This is a genomic window from Moraxella sp. ZY210820, assembly GCF_030674635.1.
GTDB lineage: Bacteria > Pseudomonadota > Gammaproteobacteria > Pseudomonadales > Moraxellaceae > Acinetobacter.
This window is the reverse complement of sequence record NZ_CP089978.1, coordinates 1,539,134-1,558,837: the sequence shown is the minus strand read 5'-3', so window position 1 is coordinate 1,558,837 and position 19,704 is coordinate 1,539,134. Positions and strand designations below refer to the sequence as shown.

General features: G+C 34.7%; 21 protein-coding genes and 3 tRNA genes. 19 read left to right on the top strand and 5 right to left on the bottom strand.

Features of this window, described 5'->3' with window-relative positions:
* Positions 1-28: 28 nt before the first annotated feature.
* Together mltG and tmk are read left to right on the top strand one after the other, a co-directional pair.
* The gene (gene mltG, locus LU301_RS07755) at positions 29-1,090 is read left to right on the top strand and encodes an endolytic transglycosylase MltG (RefSeq protein WP_305269442.1); all 1,062 of its coding nucleotides are present in this window, start codon (positions 29-31) and stop codon (positions 1,088-1,090) included.
* Positions 1,091-1,093: 3 nt separating this feature from the next.
* Positions 1,094-1,687, top strand: a complete 594-nt coding sequence (gene tmk / locus LU301_RS07750) for a dTMP kinase (RefSeq protein WP_305269438.1) — start codon at positions 1,094-1,096, stop codon at positions 1,685-1,687.
* Positions 1,688-1,750: 63 nt separating this feature from the next.
* Here the strand turns inward: tmk and LU301_RS07745 are convergent, their stop codons facing one another.
* The gene (locus LU301_RS07745) at positions 1,751-1,978 is read right to left on the bottom strand and encodes a hypothetical protein (RefSeq protein WP_305269435.1); all 228 of its coding nucleotides are present in this window, start codon (positions 1,976-1,978) and stop codon (positions 1,751-1,753) included.
* Between the two features lie 404 nt (positions 1,979-2,382).
* On the opposite strand from LU301_RS07745, the gene LU301_RS07740 reads away from it, so the two are divergent.
* The 8 genes from LU301_RS07740 to LU301_RS07705 all read left to right on the top strand — a co-directional run bounded on the left by LU301_RS07740 (position 2,383) and on the right by LU301_RS07705 (position 9,211).
* A complete protein-coding gene (locus LU301_RS07740) occupies positions 2,383-2,676 on the top strand; it encodes a YbeD family protein (RefSeq protein WP_305269432.1) in 294 nt (97 codons plus the stop codon).
* A 27-nt stretch (positions 2,677-2,703) separates the two neighbouring features.
* Entirely contained in the window at positions 2,704-3,312 is a 609-nt protein-coding gene (locus LU301_RS07735) for an RcnB family protein (RefSeq protein WP_305269430.1), read from the top strand.
* 42 nt (positions 3,313-3,354) lie between these two features.
* Complete coding sequence (dnaQ, locus tag LU301_RS07730) at positions 3,355-5,076, top strand: DNA polymerase III subunit epsilon (RefSeq protein WP_305269428.1); 1,722 nt, start codon at positions 3,355-3,357, stop codon at positions 5,074-5,076.
* Positions 5,077-5,078: 2 nt separating this feature from the next.
* Positions 5,079-6,275 carry a lipid-A-disaccharide synthase gene (gene lpxB / locus LU301_RS07725; RefSeq protein WP_305269424.1) on the top strand — a complete coding sequence of 399 codons (1,197 nt, stop codon included), beginning with the start codon at positions 5,079-5,081 and terminating at the stop codon, positions 6,273-6,275.
* Positions 6,276-6,471: 196 nt separating this feature from the next.
* On the top strand, positions 6,472-7,788 hold the full coding sequence (locus LU301_RS07720) for a DUF445 domain-containing protein (RefSeq protein ID WP_305269422.1): 1,317 nt from the start codon (positions 6,472-6,474) through the stop codon (positions 7,786-7,788).
* A 62-nt stretch (positions 7,789-7,850) separates the two neighbouring features.
* On the top strand, positions 7,851-8,219 hold the full coding sequence (locus LU301_RS07715) for a hypothetical protein (RefSeq protein WP_305269418.1): 369 nt from the start codon (positions 7,851-7,853) through the stop codon (positions 8,217-8,219).
* A gap of 90 nt (positions 8,220-8,309) precedes the next feature.
* Positions 8,310-9,077 (top strand): hydroxymethylpyrimidine/phosphomethylpyrimidine kinase, encoded by a 768-nt coding sequence (locus LU301_RS07710; RefSeq protein ID WP_305269414.1) that lies wholly within the window; start codon positions 8,310-8,312, stop codon positions 9,075-9,077.
* A 57-nt stretch (positions 9,078-9,134) separates the two neighbouring features.
* Positions 9,135-9,211 (top strand) — tRNA-Ile (locus LU301_RS07705).
* 320 nt (positions 9,212-9,531) lie between these two features.
* On the opposite strand, the gene LU301_RS07700 is transcribed toward LU301_RS07705, so the two are convergent.
* Together LU301_RS07700 and LU301_RS07695 are read right to left on the bottom strand one after the other, a co-directional pair.
* Positions 9,532-9,618, bottom strand: a tRNA-Leu gene (locus LU301_RS07700).
* A gap of 11 nt (positions 9,619-9,629) precedes the next feature.
* A tRNA-Cys gene (locus LU301_RS07695) sits at positions 9,630-9,703 on the bottom strand.
* A gap of 179 nt (positions 9,704-9,882) precedes the next feature.
* Here LU301_RS07695 and folD point away from each other — a divergent pair.
* The 7 genes from folD to LU301_RS07660 all read left to right on the top strand — a co-directional run bounded on the left by folD (position 9,883) and on the right by LU301_RS07660 (position 15,439).
* Positions 9,883-10,731, top strand: coding sequence for a bifunctional methylenetetrahydrofolate dehydrogenase/methenyltetrahydrofolate cyclohydrolase FolD (gene folD, locus LU301_RS07690; RefSeq protein WP_305269411.1), 849 nt, complete (start codon positions 9,883-9,885; stop codon positions 10,729-10,731).
* A 17-nt stretch (positions 10,732-10,748) separates the two neighbouring features.
* Positions 10,749-11,420, top strand: a complete 672-nt coding sequence (locus LU301_RS07685) for a class I SAM-dependent methyltransferase (RefSeq protein ID WP_305269408.1) — start codon at positions 10,749-10,751, stop codon at positions 11,418-11,420.
* Positions 11,421-11,447: 27 nt separating this feature from the next.
* The gene (locus LU301_RS07680) at positions 11,448-11,804 is read left to right on the top strand and encodes a hypothetical protein (protein ID WP_305269404.1); all 357 of its coding nucleotides are present in this window, start codon (positions 11,448-11,450) and stop codon (positions 11,802-11,804) included.
* Positions 11,805-11,821: 17 nt separating this feature from the next.
* On the top strand, positions 11,822-12,115 hold the full coding sequence (locus LU301_RS07675) for a hypothetical protein (protein WP_305269400.1): 294 nt from the start codon (positions 11,822-11,824) through the stop codon (positions 12,113-12,115).
* Between the two features lie 12 nt (positions 12,116-12,127).
* Positions 12,128-12,976: a class II glutamine amidotransferase gene (locus LU301_RS07670; RefSeq protein ID WP_305269396.1), complete on the top strand. Its 849-nt coding sequence runs from the start codon at positions 12,128-12,130 to the stop codon at positions 12,974-12,976.
* A gap of 29 nt (positions 12,977-13,005) precedes the next feature.
* A complete protein-coding gene (locus tag LU301_RS07665) occupies positions 13,006-13,827 on the top strand; it encodes an SIR2 family NAD-dependent protein deacylase (RefSeq protein WP_305269393.1) in 822 nt (273 codons plus the stop codon).
* A 160-nt stretch (positions 13,828-13,987) separates the two neighbouring features.
* Positions 13,988-15,439 carry a glyceraldehyde-3-phosphate dehydrogenase gene (locus tag LU301_RS07660; protein WP_305269391.1) on the top strand — a complete coding sequence of 484 codons (1,452 nt, stop codon included), beginning with the start codon at positions 13,988-13,990 and terminating at the stop codon, positions 15,437-15,439.
* Positions 15,440-15,603: 164 nt separating this feature from the next.
* On the opposite strand, the gene LU301_RS07655 is transcribed toward LU301_RS07660, so the two are convergent.
* The gene (locus LU301_RS07655) at positions 15,604-16,068 is read right to left on the bottom strand and encodes a hypothetical protein (RefSeq protein WP_305269388.1); all 465 of its coding nucleotides are present in this window, start codon (positions 16,066-16,068) and stop codon (positions 15,604-15,606) included.
* 259 nt (positions 16,069-16,327) lie between these two features.
* On the opposite strand from LU301_RS07655, the gene LU301_RS07650 reads away from it, so the two are divergent.
* Both LU301_RS07650 and LU301_RS07645 read left to right on the top strand, forming a co-directional pair.
* A complete protein-coding gene (locus tag LU301_RS07650) occupies positions 16,328-18,601 on the top strand; it encodes a hypothetical protein (RefSeq protein ID WP_305269386.1) in 2,274 nt (757 codons plus the stop codon).
* Positions 18,602-18,809: 208 nt separating this feature from the next.
* Complete coding sequence (locus tag LU301_RS07645; protein ID WP_305269383.1) at positions 18,810-19,148, top strand: hypothetical protein; 339 nt, start codon at positions 18,810-18,812, stop codon at positions 19,146-19,148.
* Between the two features lie 73 nt (positions 19,149-19,221).
* Here LU301_RS07645 and rsfS read toward each other — a convergent pair whose 3' ends face one another.
* On the bottom strand, positions 19,222-19,596 hold the full coding sequence (gene rsfS, locus LU301_RS07640; protein ID WP_305269380.1) for a ribosome silencing factor: 375 nt from the start codon (positions 19,594-19,596) through the stop codon (positions 19,222-19,224).
* Positions 19,597-19,704: the final 108 nt, after the last annotated feature.

Genomic DNA, 19,704 nt, shown 5'->3' with positions numbered 1-19,704 from the left:
TTGAATGATGATATAGATTTTTAAGATAATGGCAAAACAGAAACAAAACAAATCTAAACAAACTGAAGCTAAATCATCTAAAAAAGGTGGTTTTGGTTTATTGTTATTGGTACTGTTAATGGGAGTGGTTGTTACTATCTTTGTTGGCTATCAAACGTTGATGCAACCTTTTCAATTAAAAGAAAATCAACAGTCGATTAGTATCAAAACTGGTGATACTTATAGTCGATTAATTGACCGTATTGCAGTAGAGCAAAATGTCAAATTTCCTATTGTATTGAAACTCTATCAAAAAATGATGCTTAAAACTTCATTAAAAGCAGGTATTTATGAAGTTAAGCCCAATATGAATATTAAACAAGTATTAGATTTAGTATCTAATGCAAAAAATGTGCAATTAAATCGTATTACAGTGGTAGAAGGAACGAATTTTAAGCAATTAGTACAAATGCTGAAAAAAGATCCTTTAGTCAATAATACGATTTTAGATTTACCAACAGAACAAATTTTGCAAAAATTGAATATTCCTTATAGTCATCCTGAGGGTTTATTTGCACCTAATACCTATTTTTATCAAAAAGGTGAAACAGATGTACGCATTTTGACGGATTTATATCAACGTCAGCAACAGATTTTACAACAGGAATGGGCAAAACGTGATACGGATTTACCTTATAAAACGCCTTATGAAGCTTTAATTATGGCATCAATTATTGATAAAGAAAGTAATATTGATGCAGAGTTAGCTGAGGTTTCTGGAGTGTTCTATCGCCGTTTAAAAATTGGTATGAAATTACAAACCGATCCTACTGTTATCTATGGTATGGGCGATCGATATCAAGGGAATATTACTAAACAAGATTTACGTACACCAACAGCTTATAATACCTATACTATTTATGGTTTACCGCCAACTCCAATTGCTTTACCAAGTCAAAAAGCGATTCATGCTGCTTTACATCCAAATAAAAATAGTAAGACTTTGTATTTTGTGGCAACAGGTAAAGGTGGACATAAATTTAGTGAGACTTTAGAACAGCACAATCAAGCGGTTGCCGAATATTTAGCGGTGATTCGTGGTAAGGAGTAAATCATGTTTATTAGCTTAGAAGGTACAGAAGGGGTAGGGAAAAGCACCTTAATTCAAGGCTTACAGGATTATTTTAGCCAGAATGGTAAAGAAGTAATCATTACACGTGAGCCCGGTGGTACACCGTTAGCCGAAGATATTCGTAAGTTATTGGTACATACTCATCAAGAAAAAATGGATAATCATTGTGAATTATTATTGATTTATGCAGCTCGTAGTCAGCATATTGCACAAGTCATTTTACCAGCATTACAACACGGTAAGGTTGTTCTTAGTGATCGTTTTGTTGATGCAAGTTTTGCTTATCAATGTGCGGGACGTGGTGTTGATTTAGAGAAAATTAGTGCATTAAATGAGCAATTTGTTTCAATTTTGCCTGATTTAACTTTTTGGCTCGATGCTCCGATTGAGTTAGGTTTGCAACGTGCATTACAACGTGGGCAATTAGACCGTTTTGAACAAGAAAAATATGATTTTTTTGCAAAAGTTCATGCAGGTTATCAAGAATTATATGAAAATTATCCTGAGCGTATTAAACGTTTAGATGCAACCCAACAAGCTGAACAAGTATTGCAACAAGCCTTGACGTATTTGTAATTAAATTTAGGTTGTGTAAATATAAAAGGTAGATATATCAATCATATATCTACCTTTTATCAATTATGATACTAATGGTTGGCGTAGTAATTCTAATTCTTTTTTGCTATAACCTCGTGAATTAAGTACTTTTTTAATACCATGAATAACATCTTCATCATCACTTGTTTTGAGCATTTCAATTAACTGTTCATCAGTACGACAACAGCAGTCATTTTCAACACAAGCAATGTGATTTTTGTGTTCATTGTCATGTTCATCTTTGTTAAACAATTTTTGCCATAAACTCATAAAATAGTCTTTTGTAGCCTAAGATGTGCATACTATAACCGATTTAATTTTAAAAGCAAGTGATAAACTGTGAATTGGTTACCATCTTTAGTATAAGTTTTAATGGTAAAGAACGATAGATTTTATTATATTTATTTGATAAATAAATTATAAAATGTATTTTAATCTTGTTGCTGGAAATCTTGCAGGTGTAATATGTCTATGATTTATTTTAATTATTTATGATTTTTTAGGTGTTATGCAACATTTATCAACTTGATTTTTTAAATAATATATTCATAATATGAATATTCAGTACAATCTATTGATAAATTACTAAAATATACATTTTTGCATATTTTAGATTTAGTCTATTATCTAGGTTGTTGATGATAATTTTTGATATAAAGAAAAGAGTTTCTAATATGACTACTTTAGATCGTACACCATCTCGTGAGTTACAAGAGCATTTATGGGTATTTCCAATGGATTATCCAATTAAATTGATTGGTTTGGCTGGTGCTGAATTACGTCAAGCTGTGGTAGAAATTTTACATAAACATTTTCCAGATTTTGATGAAAGTAGCTTAGTAACCACAGCATCACGCACAGGGAAATATGATTCTATTACAGCAAAACTCTATTTTACTGAATTAGAACAAGTTCACGCTTTATATGCAGATTTAGCTGCTTGTCCATTAATTAAAACAGCATTATGATGTGTTTGTGTGTGTTTGAGTGAAATCATGAAACAACAGATTCTATGTGTAGGCTTGATGATATTGTCGCCTATGGTTATGGCAAAAACATCATGGGGGATTTCTATTGAGGTGCCGATAGTACAACAATCAACCACCACTTATAGTGTACAACATTTGCCTGCTTCAGTGCCTGCACAACAGCATATGCAAACTACTATACGTCATTTACCAACCAGTACTGTATTACAAGATCGTCAAAATGTGGTGGTGCATCCATTTAAGCCGATGTCCGCACAGGAATATCAACAATATCGTACTCAACAAGCTCCAGTTGTGATTTATCAAGCACCTGTGGTATATTATTCATCAGCTAATGTACAGCCGATTACACAAGTCATCACACAAACACATGGTAATGCTTTGTATGCCCCACAAACAACAACCATTGTGCAACAAACACATCTCCCATCATCATTACGACTCAATGTTGGCGATGTGATTCCAATGAACTATCGTCAAATGAATTATTGGGTTAATGATTGGCAGAATTATCAATTATCAGCACCACCCAAAGGGTATTTATGGTTGAATTTAGGTGGACAGTTTGCTTTGGTTAGTCAGCCTAATTATGTGATTGTCAATTTACAACGTTAATGTGAAATAATATACAAATTTAAGTGAAAATAGGTGGTATCAATGTCTAAAATTACGTTGTATGTCGATGGGGCGTGTCGTGGTAATCCCGGGGCTGGCGGTTGGGGTGTATATATGCAACAATCTAATACCACACAACAATTCTGTGGTGGTGAGCTTAAGACGACAAATAATCGCATGGAACTTACAGCGGCGATAGAAGGCATTTTGTTGTGTCCTAAAGATGTACCGATTCAAATTTGGACAGATTCAAATTATGTCTATCAAGGCATTACTCAATGGATTCATGGTTGGAAAAAGAAAAATTGGAAAGATGTTAAAAATCCTGATTTATGGCAAATTTTAGATGATGTGTGTCAAGGACGAATTATAGATTGGCAATGGATTAAAGGTCATGCAGGACATCATGGTAATGAAATGGCTGATCAGTTAGCGAATCGTGGTGTGGATGCTGTATTACAACAGGCGAATTTACAATATAAAGTGCTTGATGTTAATCATGATTTAAAGGTTATTGCATCTGTACAGAAATCTGAACCTATCACATTAACTGAAAGTAAAATACAACAAGCATCAAGCATAGAAAATGATTGGTTAAATACTGATCCCTTCGGTTTAGATTGGAACCAAGAAGCTGACGAATTAGAACAAGAGCAGAATTTATCAGATGAATATCAGGTAGAGCAACCTGAAATTGATGAGCATGAAATTAATCATCAAGCTGAAATAGACGTATCATCAATGCTAGATGATGGGCAAAATGATGAGTCTGTTCAAATAACTGAGAAAAAATCACGCAAAAAGAAAAAATCTCAACGTATTGCGATGTCGCCTGAACAAGTGGCAGAACATATTGTGATTACTTCGGCAAATAAAACTTATCATGGTCAGCGACAATTAATTTTGGATACAGAAACTACAGGTTTTTTCCATGCCAATGGCGACCGTATTATTGAAGTCGGTGCGATTGAAATGATTAATCGCAAATTGACAGGAAGTTCGATTCATATTTATATTCAACCAGAAAAGGAAGTGGGCGAATCGGTAACCGTGCATGGTATTACAGATGAATTTTTATTAGATAAGCCGATTTTTAATGAAGTTGCTCAAATTCTATATGATTACTTGCGTGGTGCGGAAATTATTGCCCATAATGCTAGCTTCGATATGAACTTCTTAGATATGGAGTTTGAACAAGTTGGTTTAGGTAAATTGTCTGATGTATGTAGTGTTACCGATACTTTGGCGATGGCAAAAGCTAAACATGGTGGTCAGCGTAATTCTTTAGATGCATTGGTTAAACGCTATGAAATTCCTGAACGAGACCGTACATTCCATGGTGCGTTGCTCGATGCAGAAATCTTAGCTGATGTTTATTTGGCGATGACGGGTGGGCAGGTAGCATTAGATATTGTGGATAGTTTTTCCATGACAGGGCAAAATTTAGCCGAATATTATGCACCAATTCAAGCCAATTTAACAGTCATTTTACCAACAGATGAAGAATTACAAGCCCATCAACAATGGCAACAAAAAGCGGATAAAAAATATCCTGACACCTTGCCAAGTGTATTTTACCGACTACAAAATGAAGATTGGCAAGTCGCTTATGATGAACGTCAAGCAGAATTAAAAGCTGAACAAGAAGCAAAACGTTTGCAAGAAGAACAAGCAAAAGCTGAACAAGATATTCAACTACAACCAAGTGAACCAGAGACTGTACAAGAAAATACGTCAATAGCGACAGAAAATGTGGCAGAGTAATGATGAATGAAATAAAAAAGGCACTACGTATTGGTATAGTGGTTGGTGAGGTATCAGGCGATACTTTAGGCGTTAAGTTGATACAAGCCTTTAAACAATATGCGATGAACTATAATATAGAAATAGAGTTTGAAGGTATTGGTGGTTCACAGATGATTACCGAAGGCTTTCAGAGTTTTTATGCGATGGAAACTTTATCAGTAATGGGAATTGTTGAAGTTTTAAAGGATATTAAACAACTTTTTGCTGTGAGAGATGGTTTGGTTGAGCGTTGGGTACAAAATCCTGTAGATATTTTTATTGGGATTGATGCACCTGATTTTAATTTAAGATTATCTAAAAAAATTAAAGATTTAAATTTACCGATTAAAACGGTGCAATATGTCAGTCCATCGGTGTGGGCATGGCGACAAAAGCGAGTATTTGCTATTAAAAAAGCAGTTGATTTGGTGTTGTGCTTATTTCCATTTGAAGTTGATTTTTATCAAAAATATCAAGTACCTGCGGTATTTGTGGGGCATCCACTTGCTGAACAATTGCCTTTACAAGAAAATAGCGTACAAGCACGTCAGCAGTTAAAGTTGCAACAACAGCAGAGATATATTGCTTTATTACCAGGAAGTCGTAATGGCGAAGTTGAACGATTATTACCTGTTTTATTATCATCAGCCCAATTATTATTAGCAAAATATCCTGATATAAAATTTGTGATTCCTGCCATTAATCAGCTGAGATACCAACAAATTCAACAACATTTAAATACTTATCCATTGAACATTCAACAGGTGGTGCAAATTCTAGCCAATGATGGGCAAGAATCCAATATTGGGCGTTTAGTCATGGAAGCTTGTGATGTGGTGGCATTGGCATCAGGAACAGCGACATTAGAAGCGATGTTATTACATCGACCAATGGTGGTATTGTATAAATTACATTGGCTGACCTATTTTATTGTTAAACGTTTGATAAAAATTTCATCATATTCTTTGCCCAATATTATTGCTCGACAACCATATGTTGTTGAACTGATTCAAGATGATGCTAATGCACAACGTTTATCGCAAGAAATTGAATTATTACTCACACAAGGGCAACAGCAACAACAGCAACATCGTCAATTACATCAACAACTACAACAAAATCAGCAAATGAATATTGTAGAAGTATTATTGGCACTTTTATCAAAAGGTAGGTGTTGATAGGTATGATGTAATGATATACTTTTAGAGATGAAATATTTTTTCCCATATTATTCTCCTATTTTGTGATGATTTATACATTGCTCTGCTATGTTTTGTTAAAGCATTATACATCAAAAATAAAATATGCTATGCTTAACACTTTAAGTTATTACCATCAAACTTATTGATTTAAATACAATAGTTTATTTAATCTATGCTAGAAACGACGATTGCTCATATCCAAAATTTTATTAACCGCCCTGATTTTTTGGCGGCGATGAGTATCGTCCCTGTAACAGCTTTTGTAACGTGGTTACATGTGTGGATGGCATTAAAGATGGTGTTTTACCCAATTAAGTTTTGGGGATTTCGCATAGGTTCGATTCCAATAGGTTGGCAGGGCATTGTACCACGCAAAGCAGGGCGAATTTCAGGCATTATTACTGATAACACTTTATCTAAAATCGGTTCACTTAAAGAATTTATCGATGCGATGGATCCGCAAGCGATGGCTGATTTTGTCGAACAACAAGTTAAAGATGATTTAGATAATTTGATTGATGAAGTGATGAGTGAACGCCAAAATAGCACTTGGCAACATCTCCCTTATGCCGTAAAACGCCGTATTTATGCCTATGCACATCAAGAATTACCACATATTATCAATGAGTTAATGACAGATTTAACCAGTCAAGTTGAAGATTTAGTGAATATGCGTGAAATGGTGGTGCATACTATGGAAAATGACCGCCGTTTAATGGTTAAAATGTTTATGGAAGTGGGTAAAAAGGAAATTAATTTTATTTGGCATGTGAGTGCGATTATTGGCATTTATTTTGGTATTTTACAAATGATTTTGTGGTTTATTATTCCACATCATTGGACTGTGCCAATTCTAGCTAGTATTTGGGGATTTTTAACCAACTGGATTGCGATTTATATGGTGTTTAATCCGCTTGAGCCTAAGCCCGTTAAATATTTAAAAGCATTTAAATTGACTAAAAATCGTAAATTTCCATGGGTTTATCCATTACCGCCACATATTAGCACCTACAATATTCAAGGTGCATTTATGAAACGTCAAGATGAAGTTTCTTCGGTGTTTGCTCGCGTGGTTACAGAAGAATTGATTACGCTAAAAACCATTATGACTGAAATGATGTATGGTGCAAAAAAAGACCAAACTCGCCGTGTAATTAAACAGCACGTTTATCAAATTATGGATAATCCGTGGGTGAGTGGTATTTTGGTGGCATCATTGGGCTTTAAAGAATATGGTGAATTGAAAAAATCATTGGTGGAGCATTCAATTGAGCTGACTATGAAACCAATGAGCGACCCAGAATTTAATGCCAGTCGTGCTCAAAAAATTTACACGATGTTTAGGGATAGAATTAGAGAATTGACACCGCAAGAATTTCAAAATTTATTACGTCCAGCGTTCCAAGAAGATGAATGGATTTTGATTGTACTGGGTGGTATTACAGGATTTTTAGCAGGTCTGGCACATTTATTTATTGCATTTTTATAATGGATTGTGTATTTTAAGCGTATAAAATTAAACTGTTTAATTTTTGATAAAAGGGAATAAATATGGCAAAACGTCATCATTCATTTGTAGTGATTGCTATCATTTTAACTGTGATGATTGGTTATGTGATGTATTGGAGAAGTCATACCGTAGAAAAATTTGAATTGACAGAACAATATTTGATTTTAAACTATGTGTCGGGTAAAACCAAATTAATTAAGTATGATGAAATTGAAGATATTAAATTTTTTAAAACATCTCGTCATGATAGAGTATGTGGTTTGCATTTTTATCTTACAAGTAATCAATCAATAAAAACACGAGAAAATATTGCTTGTTCAGAAATTAATCATCTGCGTAATGAAGTTTTAACCAAAGCCAATCGACCAACTTATGATATTTGGAAGAAAATTTTATCAGCTTCTCAATGATGAAAAAAATTGTATTTCATTTCAATTTGCATTATCCTGTTTCTGATGGGATAATGAGACGTATCATCATTTTAATAGGGTAGAGAAATTATGCGTGCAACAGTTTTATGTTTTTCGGGTTTAGATCCTTCTGGTGGGGCGGGTTTACAAGCAGATATTGAAGCGATTGGGCAAAGTGGTGCTCATGCAGCGATTGCTTGTACGGCTTTAACTATACAAAATACCCAACAAGTTTTTGGATTTGAAGCAACTTCTAAACAGCTATTATTAGCTCAAGCTAATGCTGTAGTGGGCGATTTACCGATTAAATGTGTAAAATCAGGTATGTTGGGTACAACGGATAATATTGCAGGATTGGCTGAATTTTTATCGCAACACCCTGATTATCAATATGTTTTAGATCCTGTTTTAGTAGCAAATAGTGGTGGGAGTTTAGGTGACCAAGCAACATTGGTAACAGCATTTACTGCATTAATTCCTTTAGCAACCATAATTACACCAAATACGGTTGAATTGCGAGCTTTAACAGGTGAAAATAATTTAAAGTTAGCAGTACAAAAACTGTTTGATATGGGGGCTAAAGCGATTTTAGTTAAGGGTGGGCATGAAGATACAGGCGACTATATATATAATCAATTGTACGTTCAAGGTCAATTGATTAATGAAACAAAAATTAACCGTTTAGAAGGACAATATCATGGTTCTGGTTGCTCATTAGCAAGTTTTATTGCAGGTCGTTTAGCTCAAGGTGATGATGTTAAACAAGCTGTAATTCATGCTGAACAATGGTTGTATGATGTATTGAAAAATGCAGAAACACCACAAATTGGCGGGCAAAAATTACCAAAACGCTTTTAAGTCTTGATTTTTATTTTAAATTCATTATAATATCTAAACACTAATTTTTAGTATATCGGGCCTATAGCTCAGTTGGTTAGAGCAGCGGACTCATAATCCGTTGGTCCACAGTTCAAGTCTGTGTGGGCCCACCATATATTAAAATCCTATCTAGTTGATTTAGATGGGATTTTTTGTTTTTGCAAAAGAATTAAGCACAATTGATAAAAAATAGGGGTGTTTATTTTATAGTCGATTTATATCAAAACAATACAACAAATGTAGAGGTTTATTGCATAAACCCTTTATAAAATCAATAAGTTGGACAAATATAATTTGTCCCTACTGTTTAATTATGAATTGAATTTACTATATTATAAGTAGATAATAAACTATTCTATATTTTATTGATAAATTCCAGACATAAAAAAATCAGCTTAATGCTGATCTTAATTTTATACTATACACTATCAAATGGTGCCCGGAGCCAGACTCGAACTGGCACGCCTTTGGGGGCGGGGGATTTTAAATCCCCTGTGTCTACCTATTTCACCACCCGGGCAATATCAAATATGGAGGCGGAGGTCGGAATCGAACCGGCGTCCACGGAGTTGCAGTCCGCTGCATGACCACTCTGCCACCCCGCCATAACTTGATGATGCGTATGATACCATGAATAAAAATTAAAACAAGACCTATTGATAACAATAGGCGATATTTTCATCAAACAATTTGTTTTTACTATAATTATTCTATTTTTAACGCAAATTTTAGACATAAATCCTGTATCATTAGCATAATTTTAATAAACTTTTGGAGTATCTTCATGGCATTATTGTTAGATGGTCGTGCATTAGCACAAAAAATTGAAGCTGATTTATTGCAACGTGTTGAAGCATTAAAAGCAAAATCTGGTCGCACCCCGATTTTAGCGACCATTTTAGTTGGTGATGATGGTGCATCTGCCACTTATGTACGTATGAAAGGTAATGCGTGTCGCCGTGTAGGTATGGATTCTTTAAAAATTGAATTACCACAAGAAACCACAACCAAGCAATTATTAGCCGAAATTGAGAAACTTAATGCCAATCCTGATGTACATGGTATTTTATTGCAACACCCAGTTCCTGCTCAAATTGATGAGCGTGCGTGCTTTGATGCCATTGCTCTCGAAAAAGATGTTGATGGTGTAACTTGTCTTGGTTATGGTCGTATGGCGATGGGCGAACCTGCTTATGGTTCAGCAACACCGCAAGGGATTATGACCATATTGCAAGAATATGGCATTGAAATTGCAGGAAAACACGCTGTTGTGGTGGGTCGTTCAGCGATTTTAGGTAAGCCTATGGCAGCCATGTTATTACAAGCCAATGCAACGGTTACGATTTGCCATTCTCGTACACAAAATTTGGCAGAGTTTGTAAAACAGGCTGATATTATTGTCGGTGCGGTAGGTAAAGCAGAACTCATTCAAAAAGAATGGATTAAACAAGGTGCGGTTGTGGTTGATGCTGGTTTCCATCCACGAGATGGTGGCGGTGTGGGCGATATTGAATTACAAGGTATTGAGCAAATTGCGTCTGCTTATACACCTGTACCAGGTGGCGTTGGTCCAATGACCATTACCACATTGATTCGTCAAACCGTTGAAGCTGCCGAGAAAAAATTAGGCTAAATCATAGGCAAAATGGTATGACATCATCAACTTTACAACGTGAATGCCCACAGGCGTTATTATCCGCCTTACAGCAAGTCATTCCACAATGTGAATTACAGGCACAACGGTTACCCCATACATCGATTGATTTATGGTTAATACCGCCTGTGTTTCCCAATGAACGTTTAGATGATGATGTCATTCGTCAAATTTGGCAAAATACACCGTATTGGATTTTTTGCTGGGCATCAGGTTTAGCAATGGCTCAATGGCTACTCGCTGAACCACATCATGTGCGTGGTAAAACGGTACTTGATTTTGGTGCCGGCTCTGGCGTGGTCGGTATTGCAGCAAAATTAGCAGGTGCAAAACGGGTCATTTGTTGCGACATAGACTCTGTAAGTTTGATGGCGTGTCGTGAAAATGCACAACTGAATGGCGTAGAATTAGAATATTTAGCTGATTTATATCAAGCGGAACGTGTTGATGTTTTACTGGCGGGCGATGTATTATATGACCAGTCCAATCGTTTCTTTTTAGATGATTTTTTAAATTTTGCTGATGATATTTGGGTCGCTGATAGCCGAGTAAAAAATTTTACCCACCCTAAATATATCAAACTTGATGAACGTACTGCCAGTACATTCCCTGATTTAGATGAAAGTGCGGAATTTAGAAATGTTAATTTTTATCGGAATGTTTATTGAAAATATTATTGACATAGGAGAAAAACGATGAATTTACCGTCTGCAAAATTATATTTTAACAATGAACATTTAGCTGATATTGATATTGTTAGCTATCAAACACCGTTCTTTTTAGGTCGTCATTCATTTTTTGATAATGATTTAGAGTTTTTATTGGTTAGAATTTCAGAATTTGATTTAAGTGATATTTGGCTAGACGATGAGTTAAATGATGATGAACAAGAAAAGAAATTAGATGATTTGCAAAAATCGTTAAATATTTCTGATGAAGAGTTAAATAAATATTATTATCGACATCGTGATAATTGGTTTATTGTTATGGAAGATGGTAAAAAATACTTTGGCTTTCCACATTTAGACCAAATTTATATCCAATGGCGATAAGTGATGGGAGCGTTAAAATGCAAATCACCGCAATTACACAAAATAATGGTATTTTTATTCAATTACCAGAACATATTATGGCAAATGTGGATCATATCATTTCTAATTTTGATGATATGACTTATGAAGTCCGTATTTTATTTTATCCAAAACAAGATACTGATATTTGCCCACAAGTTCAAGCACTTTCAGGAAGTTTAAAATCATATATTGGTACAGATAATGATGACATTGATGATGAAAAGGCTTTATTACAAGCTTTATTAGATGATGATAATCGTATTATAATCAACAAATTTTTAAATAAATAAGTAGATTGAATTATGTGCCAACTTCTCGGCATGAATTGTGCCACACCGACTGATATTACTTTTTCTTTTCGTGGATTTTCGCAACGTGCGGGAATTACTTCTGACCATTGTGATGGTTTTGGCATTGCCTTTTTTGAAGATAAAGCCTGCCGTTTATTTGTTGATAATCAATCTGCGGTACACTCCCCGATTGCGGAGTTAATCCGTCATTATCCGATTAAATCTCGTAATGTGATTGCCCATATTCGTAAAGCCACACAAGGCGTGATTAACCTTGAAAATTCTCACCCTTTTATGCGTGAATTATGGGGACGACATTGGATTTTTGCCCATAATGGCGATTTATTAGACTTTAAACCGAGCTTACACGGACATTTTCAACCTGTGGGCGATACTGATAGCGAATTGGCGTTTTGTTATTTATTGGACTGTATGATACAGCGTTTTGGCTCAAATGAACCAAGCCTTGATGAATTATTTCAATTATTAAGCGAAATATCGCCACAAATTGCCGAGCATGGTACGTTTAATTTTATTTTATCCAATGGTCAAGCAATGTTCACTTATGCAACAACCAAATTACATTGGTTAGTGCGTGAATATCCATTTCAACCTGCTCAACTGATTGATTTAGATGTCGAAGTGGATTTTAGCCAAGTAACCACGCCTGAAGACCGTGTTGCGGTAATTACCACTGAGCCATTGACCAAAAATGAAACATGGACAGCCTATCAAGCGGGTGAAATGATTTTATTTCAACAAGGTAAAATCGTAAAACAAGCCCAAACTCGTGTGGAGCGTCTCATTCGTGAAGCGGAAAATCCAGCTTTAAAACGAGTTACATTGGCGGATATATATTAAAATAAGCATTAAAATCAAGGATATAACAAATGTCTCAATCAATGCAACAGCGTATCAAACAACTTATACACTCTGCTGATGGCTTACTAATTACCGCAGGGGCAGGCATGGGTGTAGATTCTGGCTTACCTGATTTTCGTGGTAATCAAGGTATGTGGCAAGCCTACCCTGCATTAGGGCGTAAAAAAATGGATTTTACGCAAATTGCTAATCCACAAGCGTTTCGCCAACAACCACGATTAGCATGGGGATTTTACGGACATCGTTTAGATTTATATCGCAAAACACAACCGCATGATGGTTTTTATTTACTACAAAAATTAATCAAACAACAGCAATTGGATTATTTCATTTTTACATCGAATGTTGATGGACAATTTCAAAAAGCAGGTTTTGATGATGATTTAATTTATGAGTGTCATGGTTCAATTCATCATGTGCAATGTAGCCAGCCTTGTCAAAATGAAATTTGGCAAGCTGATGATTTATTAATAAATATTGATAAGGAAAATTGTCAATGGCTTGATGATTTACCTTTATGCCCACATTGTCAAAATGCTATTATTCGCCCTAATATTTTAATGTTTAATGATGATTATTGGTTAGAGCAACGTAGTCATCAACAAGCTGAATGTTTATCAATATGGTTGAAAAAACATCATAATCCTGTCGTAATTGAAATGGGTGCTGGTACAGCTATTCCAACAGTACGTTTATTTAGTGAACAATTTTCGCCAAATCTTATTCGTATCAATCCACGAGAAGCTCAATTACCAAAGCAAGGCGGTGTTGCTCTGAATGTGGGAGCAAAAGCAGGTATTGACATTATCGTGCAAGCATTATCATTGTAAGTGATATATTACATTCTTATTTTGTGATGATGTTTGACTATTTTTTTAATTTATAGTTGGTATAGCTTATATTTTGAGCATAAAAATTGAAATTTAATTTATTCTCCATGCATTTTACATTATACTAAGATAATTTTAATTGTTAATCGAGGATTAGCCCGTGAGCAACAAAGAAACACTTTTAGCACTACAAGCTGACCATCAAGCACGTTGGACAAATCGTGAAGAAATCGCAGAGCAAATGATTGCGATGATTGGTCGTTTATATCGTGAAAAAAATATTATTGTATCTGTTTATGGACATTCTTTAGTTCATCTTTCTGTGGTGCAATTGTTAAAGGCACATCGTTTCACTCGCATGATGGACGTTGAGCTTTCTGTTGTTCACACTTTCCCTATTTTACAAGCATTGGTAAAAATCGATAATATCGGTACTGCTGAAATTGATTTAGGTAAGTTAGCAGTTGAAGTGAAAGAGCAAAATATCACTGATATTGATGGTTTTGTAAAAAATGCGGTAAAAGGTATAGAAGGTAATACGACTGAAAAACCTGCTCGTGATGTGGTACTTTACGGTTTTGGACGTATCGGTCGTATTTTAGCACGTTTAATTATCGGTAAATCAGGTATTGGTCGTGGCTTAAATTTAAAAGCGATTGTCGTGCGTAAAACTGCTGATGGTGATTTAGCAAAACGTGCTTCTTTATTACGCCGTGACTCTATTCATGGTCATTTTGATGGTACCATTTCAATTGATGAAGAAAATGAAGCAATTATCGCAAATGGTAAATATATCAAAGTAATTTATGCCGCTAGCCCAAGTGATGTAGATTATACTCAATATGGTATTGAAGATGCTTTATTAATCGACAATACAGGTAAATGGCGTGATGTTGATGGCTTAAATCAGCATTTACAATGTGCAGGTATTTCTCGTGTGATTTTAACTGCACCAGGTAAAGGTGATATGAAAAATATCGTTTACGGTGTAAACCACGCTGATATTTTAGATAGCGATACCATTATTTCTGCAGCAAGCTGTACGACAAATGCGATTACGCCTGTATTAAAAGTACTTGATGATGAATACAAAGTAATTAATGGTCATGTGGAAACCGTTCACTCATTCACAAATGACCAAAACTTAATTGATAATTATCATAAAGCTGACCGCCGTGGTCGTGCAGCAACTTTAAATATGGTGATCACTGAAACGGGTGCAGCAAAAGCGGTTGCAAAAGCATTACCACATTTAAAAGGTAAATTGACTGGTAACTCAGTGCGTGTACCAACACCAAACGTATCATTAGCAATTTTAAACTTAACTTTAGAGAAAGAAGTTGAGCGTGATGCGGTAAATGAATTTATCCGTCAAATTTCTTTAAGTTCTGATTTACAAGGTCAAATTGGTTATACAAATTCAACTGAAGTTGTATCATCAGACTTTATTGGTTCACATACTGCAGGTGTATTTGATGCTCAAGCGACAATTACTTCTGGCAATCGTTTAACTGCTTATGTTTGGTATGACAACGAAGTGGGTTATAGCTGTCAAGTATTACGCATTGTAGAGCAAATGTGCAATGTAAAATATACTAAAGTACCTAACTAAGGTATAACATATAAAAATCCCTATATTGTGTATGCAGTATAGGGATTTGTGTTATTTATAGTAAAATAGTAGGGGGTATCATATACACCCAAGTGATTGGTTTAGAAAGGGTTTATATAATAAACCCCTACATTTATTGTACTGTTCTGATATAAATCGTTAATTTAAGGCTGTACACGTTCAAGGGTCATAAAACATTTTTCTGATAATACATCGCATAATTGCATTTGATTAACACCATTCCATTTGACATTAAACAAACTCATATTGCCTGATTGATCGACTTTTTGTCCATGACAATCGACTTCATTATTATCGTATTTGATTTCCCACATGAGCATAGGCGGTTTATTTTCATGAAATGTTGGGAAGCTATATAGATATTGACCAATTACCCATTCTTTGCCACTTTGAACGACCAACTTATTATTTTTTGCTGTGAAATTATAATATTCTGTACAATGTTGTGGACTATCTGTTAATTTCCATAATCCGAGTACAGCAGGTTGAATGATTAAATCTACTTTTGAATTGTAATGATCTGCATTTGAGTTGGATTGGGCATAAATAAAACTAGAATTTAACATTAGTATGCTACTTAATGCGAGAATTTTAGAAAATTTCATCATATTTAAAACTCAAGTTAGATTAAAATTTACATCATGATATGATGGTTCATCTCTGATTATAACTGAATTACAAGTGAATATAAATTGTTAATCAACATAAAGATAACAATATATGTCATATATTTAAAAATAAAATTGCTTTATGAAAAGGCAAATATTACAATAGCAGGATTAGTAACATATTAAAAAATGAGTTTACTCAAAATGGTTAAAATTTGATTTAACGATTTTGATGGCTTACTGATTCGAGAATATTGTCATGGCGACTGATTTTATTAATAGCAACTCTCCAACGTCCTATACTGTACGAGCTTTATGGTATCTTAATAATTTCTTTTCACAACAAGCTTGGACCAATGGTTTATCTTATGAGTATGAACTGCGTGCATTAAATTTAGATTATTCATTAGGTAGTTTAAAGCGTATTGATGATTTATTATCAGAAATTCGTTTACGTGGTAATTTACAAGAACAAATATTTTTTGAAGCAGATCGTAATCAGAAATTTGTATTTTTATTGACTTTCTATTGTGGTGAATTGGTTGGACGTATTCGTGGACAAGCACCCGTTTGGTATGATTTTAATGAGTTTGTCGCAAAATATCCACAAATGGCGGATAAAATATCCCCAAGTTTTGCACACTATATTTTAGTACAACATCCTAAAAATGAAACGTATGCTAAAGACAAAGTCTGGTTTCCGTTGGTTGCGATTTATGATAGATTGTTCCATAAAGATGAAAATAAGAGTGTTTATCAAAGTATTCGTACTTTATTAGACCAACATCAATATATTCCTGATGAGCAGTGTTTTAGTACGCCTTGTGTTCAATCCTTAGATATTGATATTCAACAGGAAATTGAAAAATTACCTGCGACAGCATTGGGCTATTTGCAACAAGTACCATCAGAATTATTGTTGAATCAGCACCCAGTCTATCAAAATGTTGAGCAGTTACATCAACTTTATCAACATGGTAAATGTGTATGGGGGGTAAGTGTTCGCCCAATAGACTTTTATCAAAATGAACGTATGCCAATAGTGGATATGGTTTACGACCCAACTGGGCGTACTGATATTGAGGCATTGCGAGAAATTGCTCAAAAAATATATACATTGTATCGTGAAGAAAACGTTGAGCCCGAAAATCAGTCATTTGCACAATATTTATTACAAGCAATGGGACGTTTACAAGCAGTTGATATTCCTGTTACCATTTCGGTGATTCCATTAAAAATCAGCAGTATTTATGTGTGGCGACCACATTTACCAAGTTCAGATTTAAGTTTAGATGCTTTACCTATTTTAATTGATAGTCAAACTGATGCAAAATATGCAATGATTTTGCCAGCGTATTTTTGGCGAGGTACAGAATATTATCAGCAGTATGTTGAGCATAGTGTATTAAATATTAATTATGGTTTAGCTACATTTAAGACATTATTAGAGCAACCTGAATTGTGGCAGAACCAGTTTGGGGCATTATTACGTCCAACTCGAGAACAAATGCTGAATATTGGCAAACAATATACACAACTGGTATTGGCTTTTCCAAATGATCGTGAGCAAGCCCAAGTAAATCAAATTTTACAACAGTTTTATCAATACTTAGTACAACATAAACCCAAGACTATACCGAAAGTAACATCGGTAGAAGTTGTACCAACATTAAGTGCGGTTGAGAAAATTGTATCTACAGATCAGCCTTTGAGTGATATGGAACGAGTACAACAGTACGATTTTTCATCTGTATTAGCAGAATTAATCGACCCTCAATTATGTCAGGCAGTGGGCGTACAAGCATTACCACAAATTGATAAAGCTGTACAACATACAGGCTTGGCAGTAGAACAGGTCAATAAACTATTAGATGTATTACTTAAAGGTACACAACAGGGTAATAGTGCGTGTATGCTCTATTTAGCCTATTTATATCTGAAAGGGCAGTATGTTGAGCCATCATTGGAACAAGCCAATGATTTGATTTTAGGGGCAATTAACGCTAATGACTGGCGTGGATATAGTTTTAAAACAGAAGTGTTAAAAGCATTGAATGCTGAGCCTGAAGTGATTATTGCTCAATATGAGCAAGCCGTTGAAGCAGGGCATCCAACGATTCATCAGAAAATTTCACAATTTGCTATTCAGTTGGCAAAGAAAGGTTCGGAAATGCCAGTGATGATGGATACATCGTCAGATTCTATGGCTCATCAACAGGTTCAACAACAGATGGTTCAATCACAACCATCACAAACTCCTGTGCCTACGGTGCAACAATTTTCTGCTAATGCACAATTTGCGACTTTATCAGCACCAGCTCCACAAGAGCCTGAACCGATTGTGAAAGTTGTAACCAATCCTGATGAGATGACTGAAGAACAGCGTATGCAACTTTATGAAATGATGCGTGAGCAGAAAGCACAATGGCAAAATAGCATTCCAAAATCAAAAATTGATTTTTCTAGTCCTATTGTGAAAGGTGTTGCGATTGCGATTGCGATTATTTTATTGTTGATAGTGTTGTTTTTATAATCAATAATTTATTGATTTGATTTAAATATTAAATGATATATCCATCAATCATCAGATTTATGGATATATTTTATGGATAAAATGTAATGTTATACTATAAAATAAATCTAATAAAAACAATGATTTATTTTAATATTATCTATTGACAGTTTAAAAATAATACACTATGATAAAAACATCAACATACACTAATTAACGGGTGAATATCATGACAGAATGCAAAACACATCAACATCATGACCATATACACGGTGAAGGCTGTGGACATACTGCAATTAAACATGGCGACCATATTGATTATTTACATGATGGGCATTTACATCATGCACACAATGGGCATTATGATGAACATAGTTTAGATGTGAATGAACAAAATCCAGTAGAATGTAATCAACAACATCAATGTGGCAGTCATGTACATGGCGAAGGTTGTGGACATGAGGCTGTACCACACGGCGACCATATTGATTATATCGTTGATGGACGTTTACATCATCAGCATGGTGACCATTGTGATGATCACGGTCCAGTAGAAATCGTAAAATAATTGATTTCTGATATGGCGATAAATAATAAAAAAGCAACTTATTTAAATGAAGTTGCTTTTTTATTTGGTTCGTTTAAGCCTCAACTTTTGGTATCTGCCAGAGGCTTTCTAAATCATAAAATTTGCGTGCAGTTGGTAACATCACATGAACAATCACATGACCTAAATCAACTAAAATCCATTCTGCATCACGTTCACCTTCCATACCTAATGGACGCATACCTGCTTTACGGCATTCATCAGCAACATTGTCAGCCAATGCTTTTACATGACGAGTAGATGTACCATTAGCAATAATAATTGCATCGGTAACATTGCTAATATGGCTTACATCTAAAGCCAAAACTTCCTTTGCTTTTAAATCTATAAGGGCATTATAAGCAACGTTTAAACAGGCTTGAACTTCTGGTTTAACGTCTAAAATGGGGGTATTTAAATCAGCGGACATAGTGCTAAATGATAACCTGTAATATTTTAAAAATAATGTTTAACTATACTTGATTTTGAGAGAAAATTCAAATATTGTGATGATTATTTTATTCAATAATGATAGGTT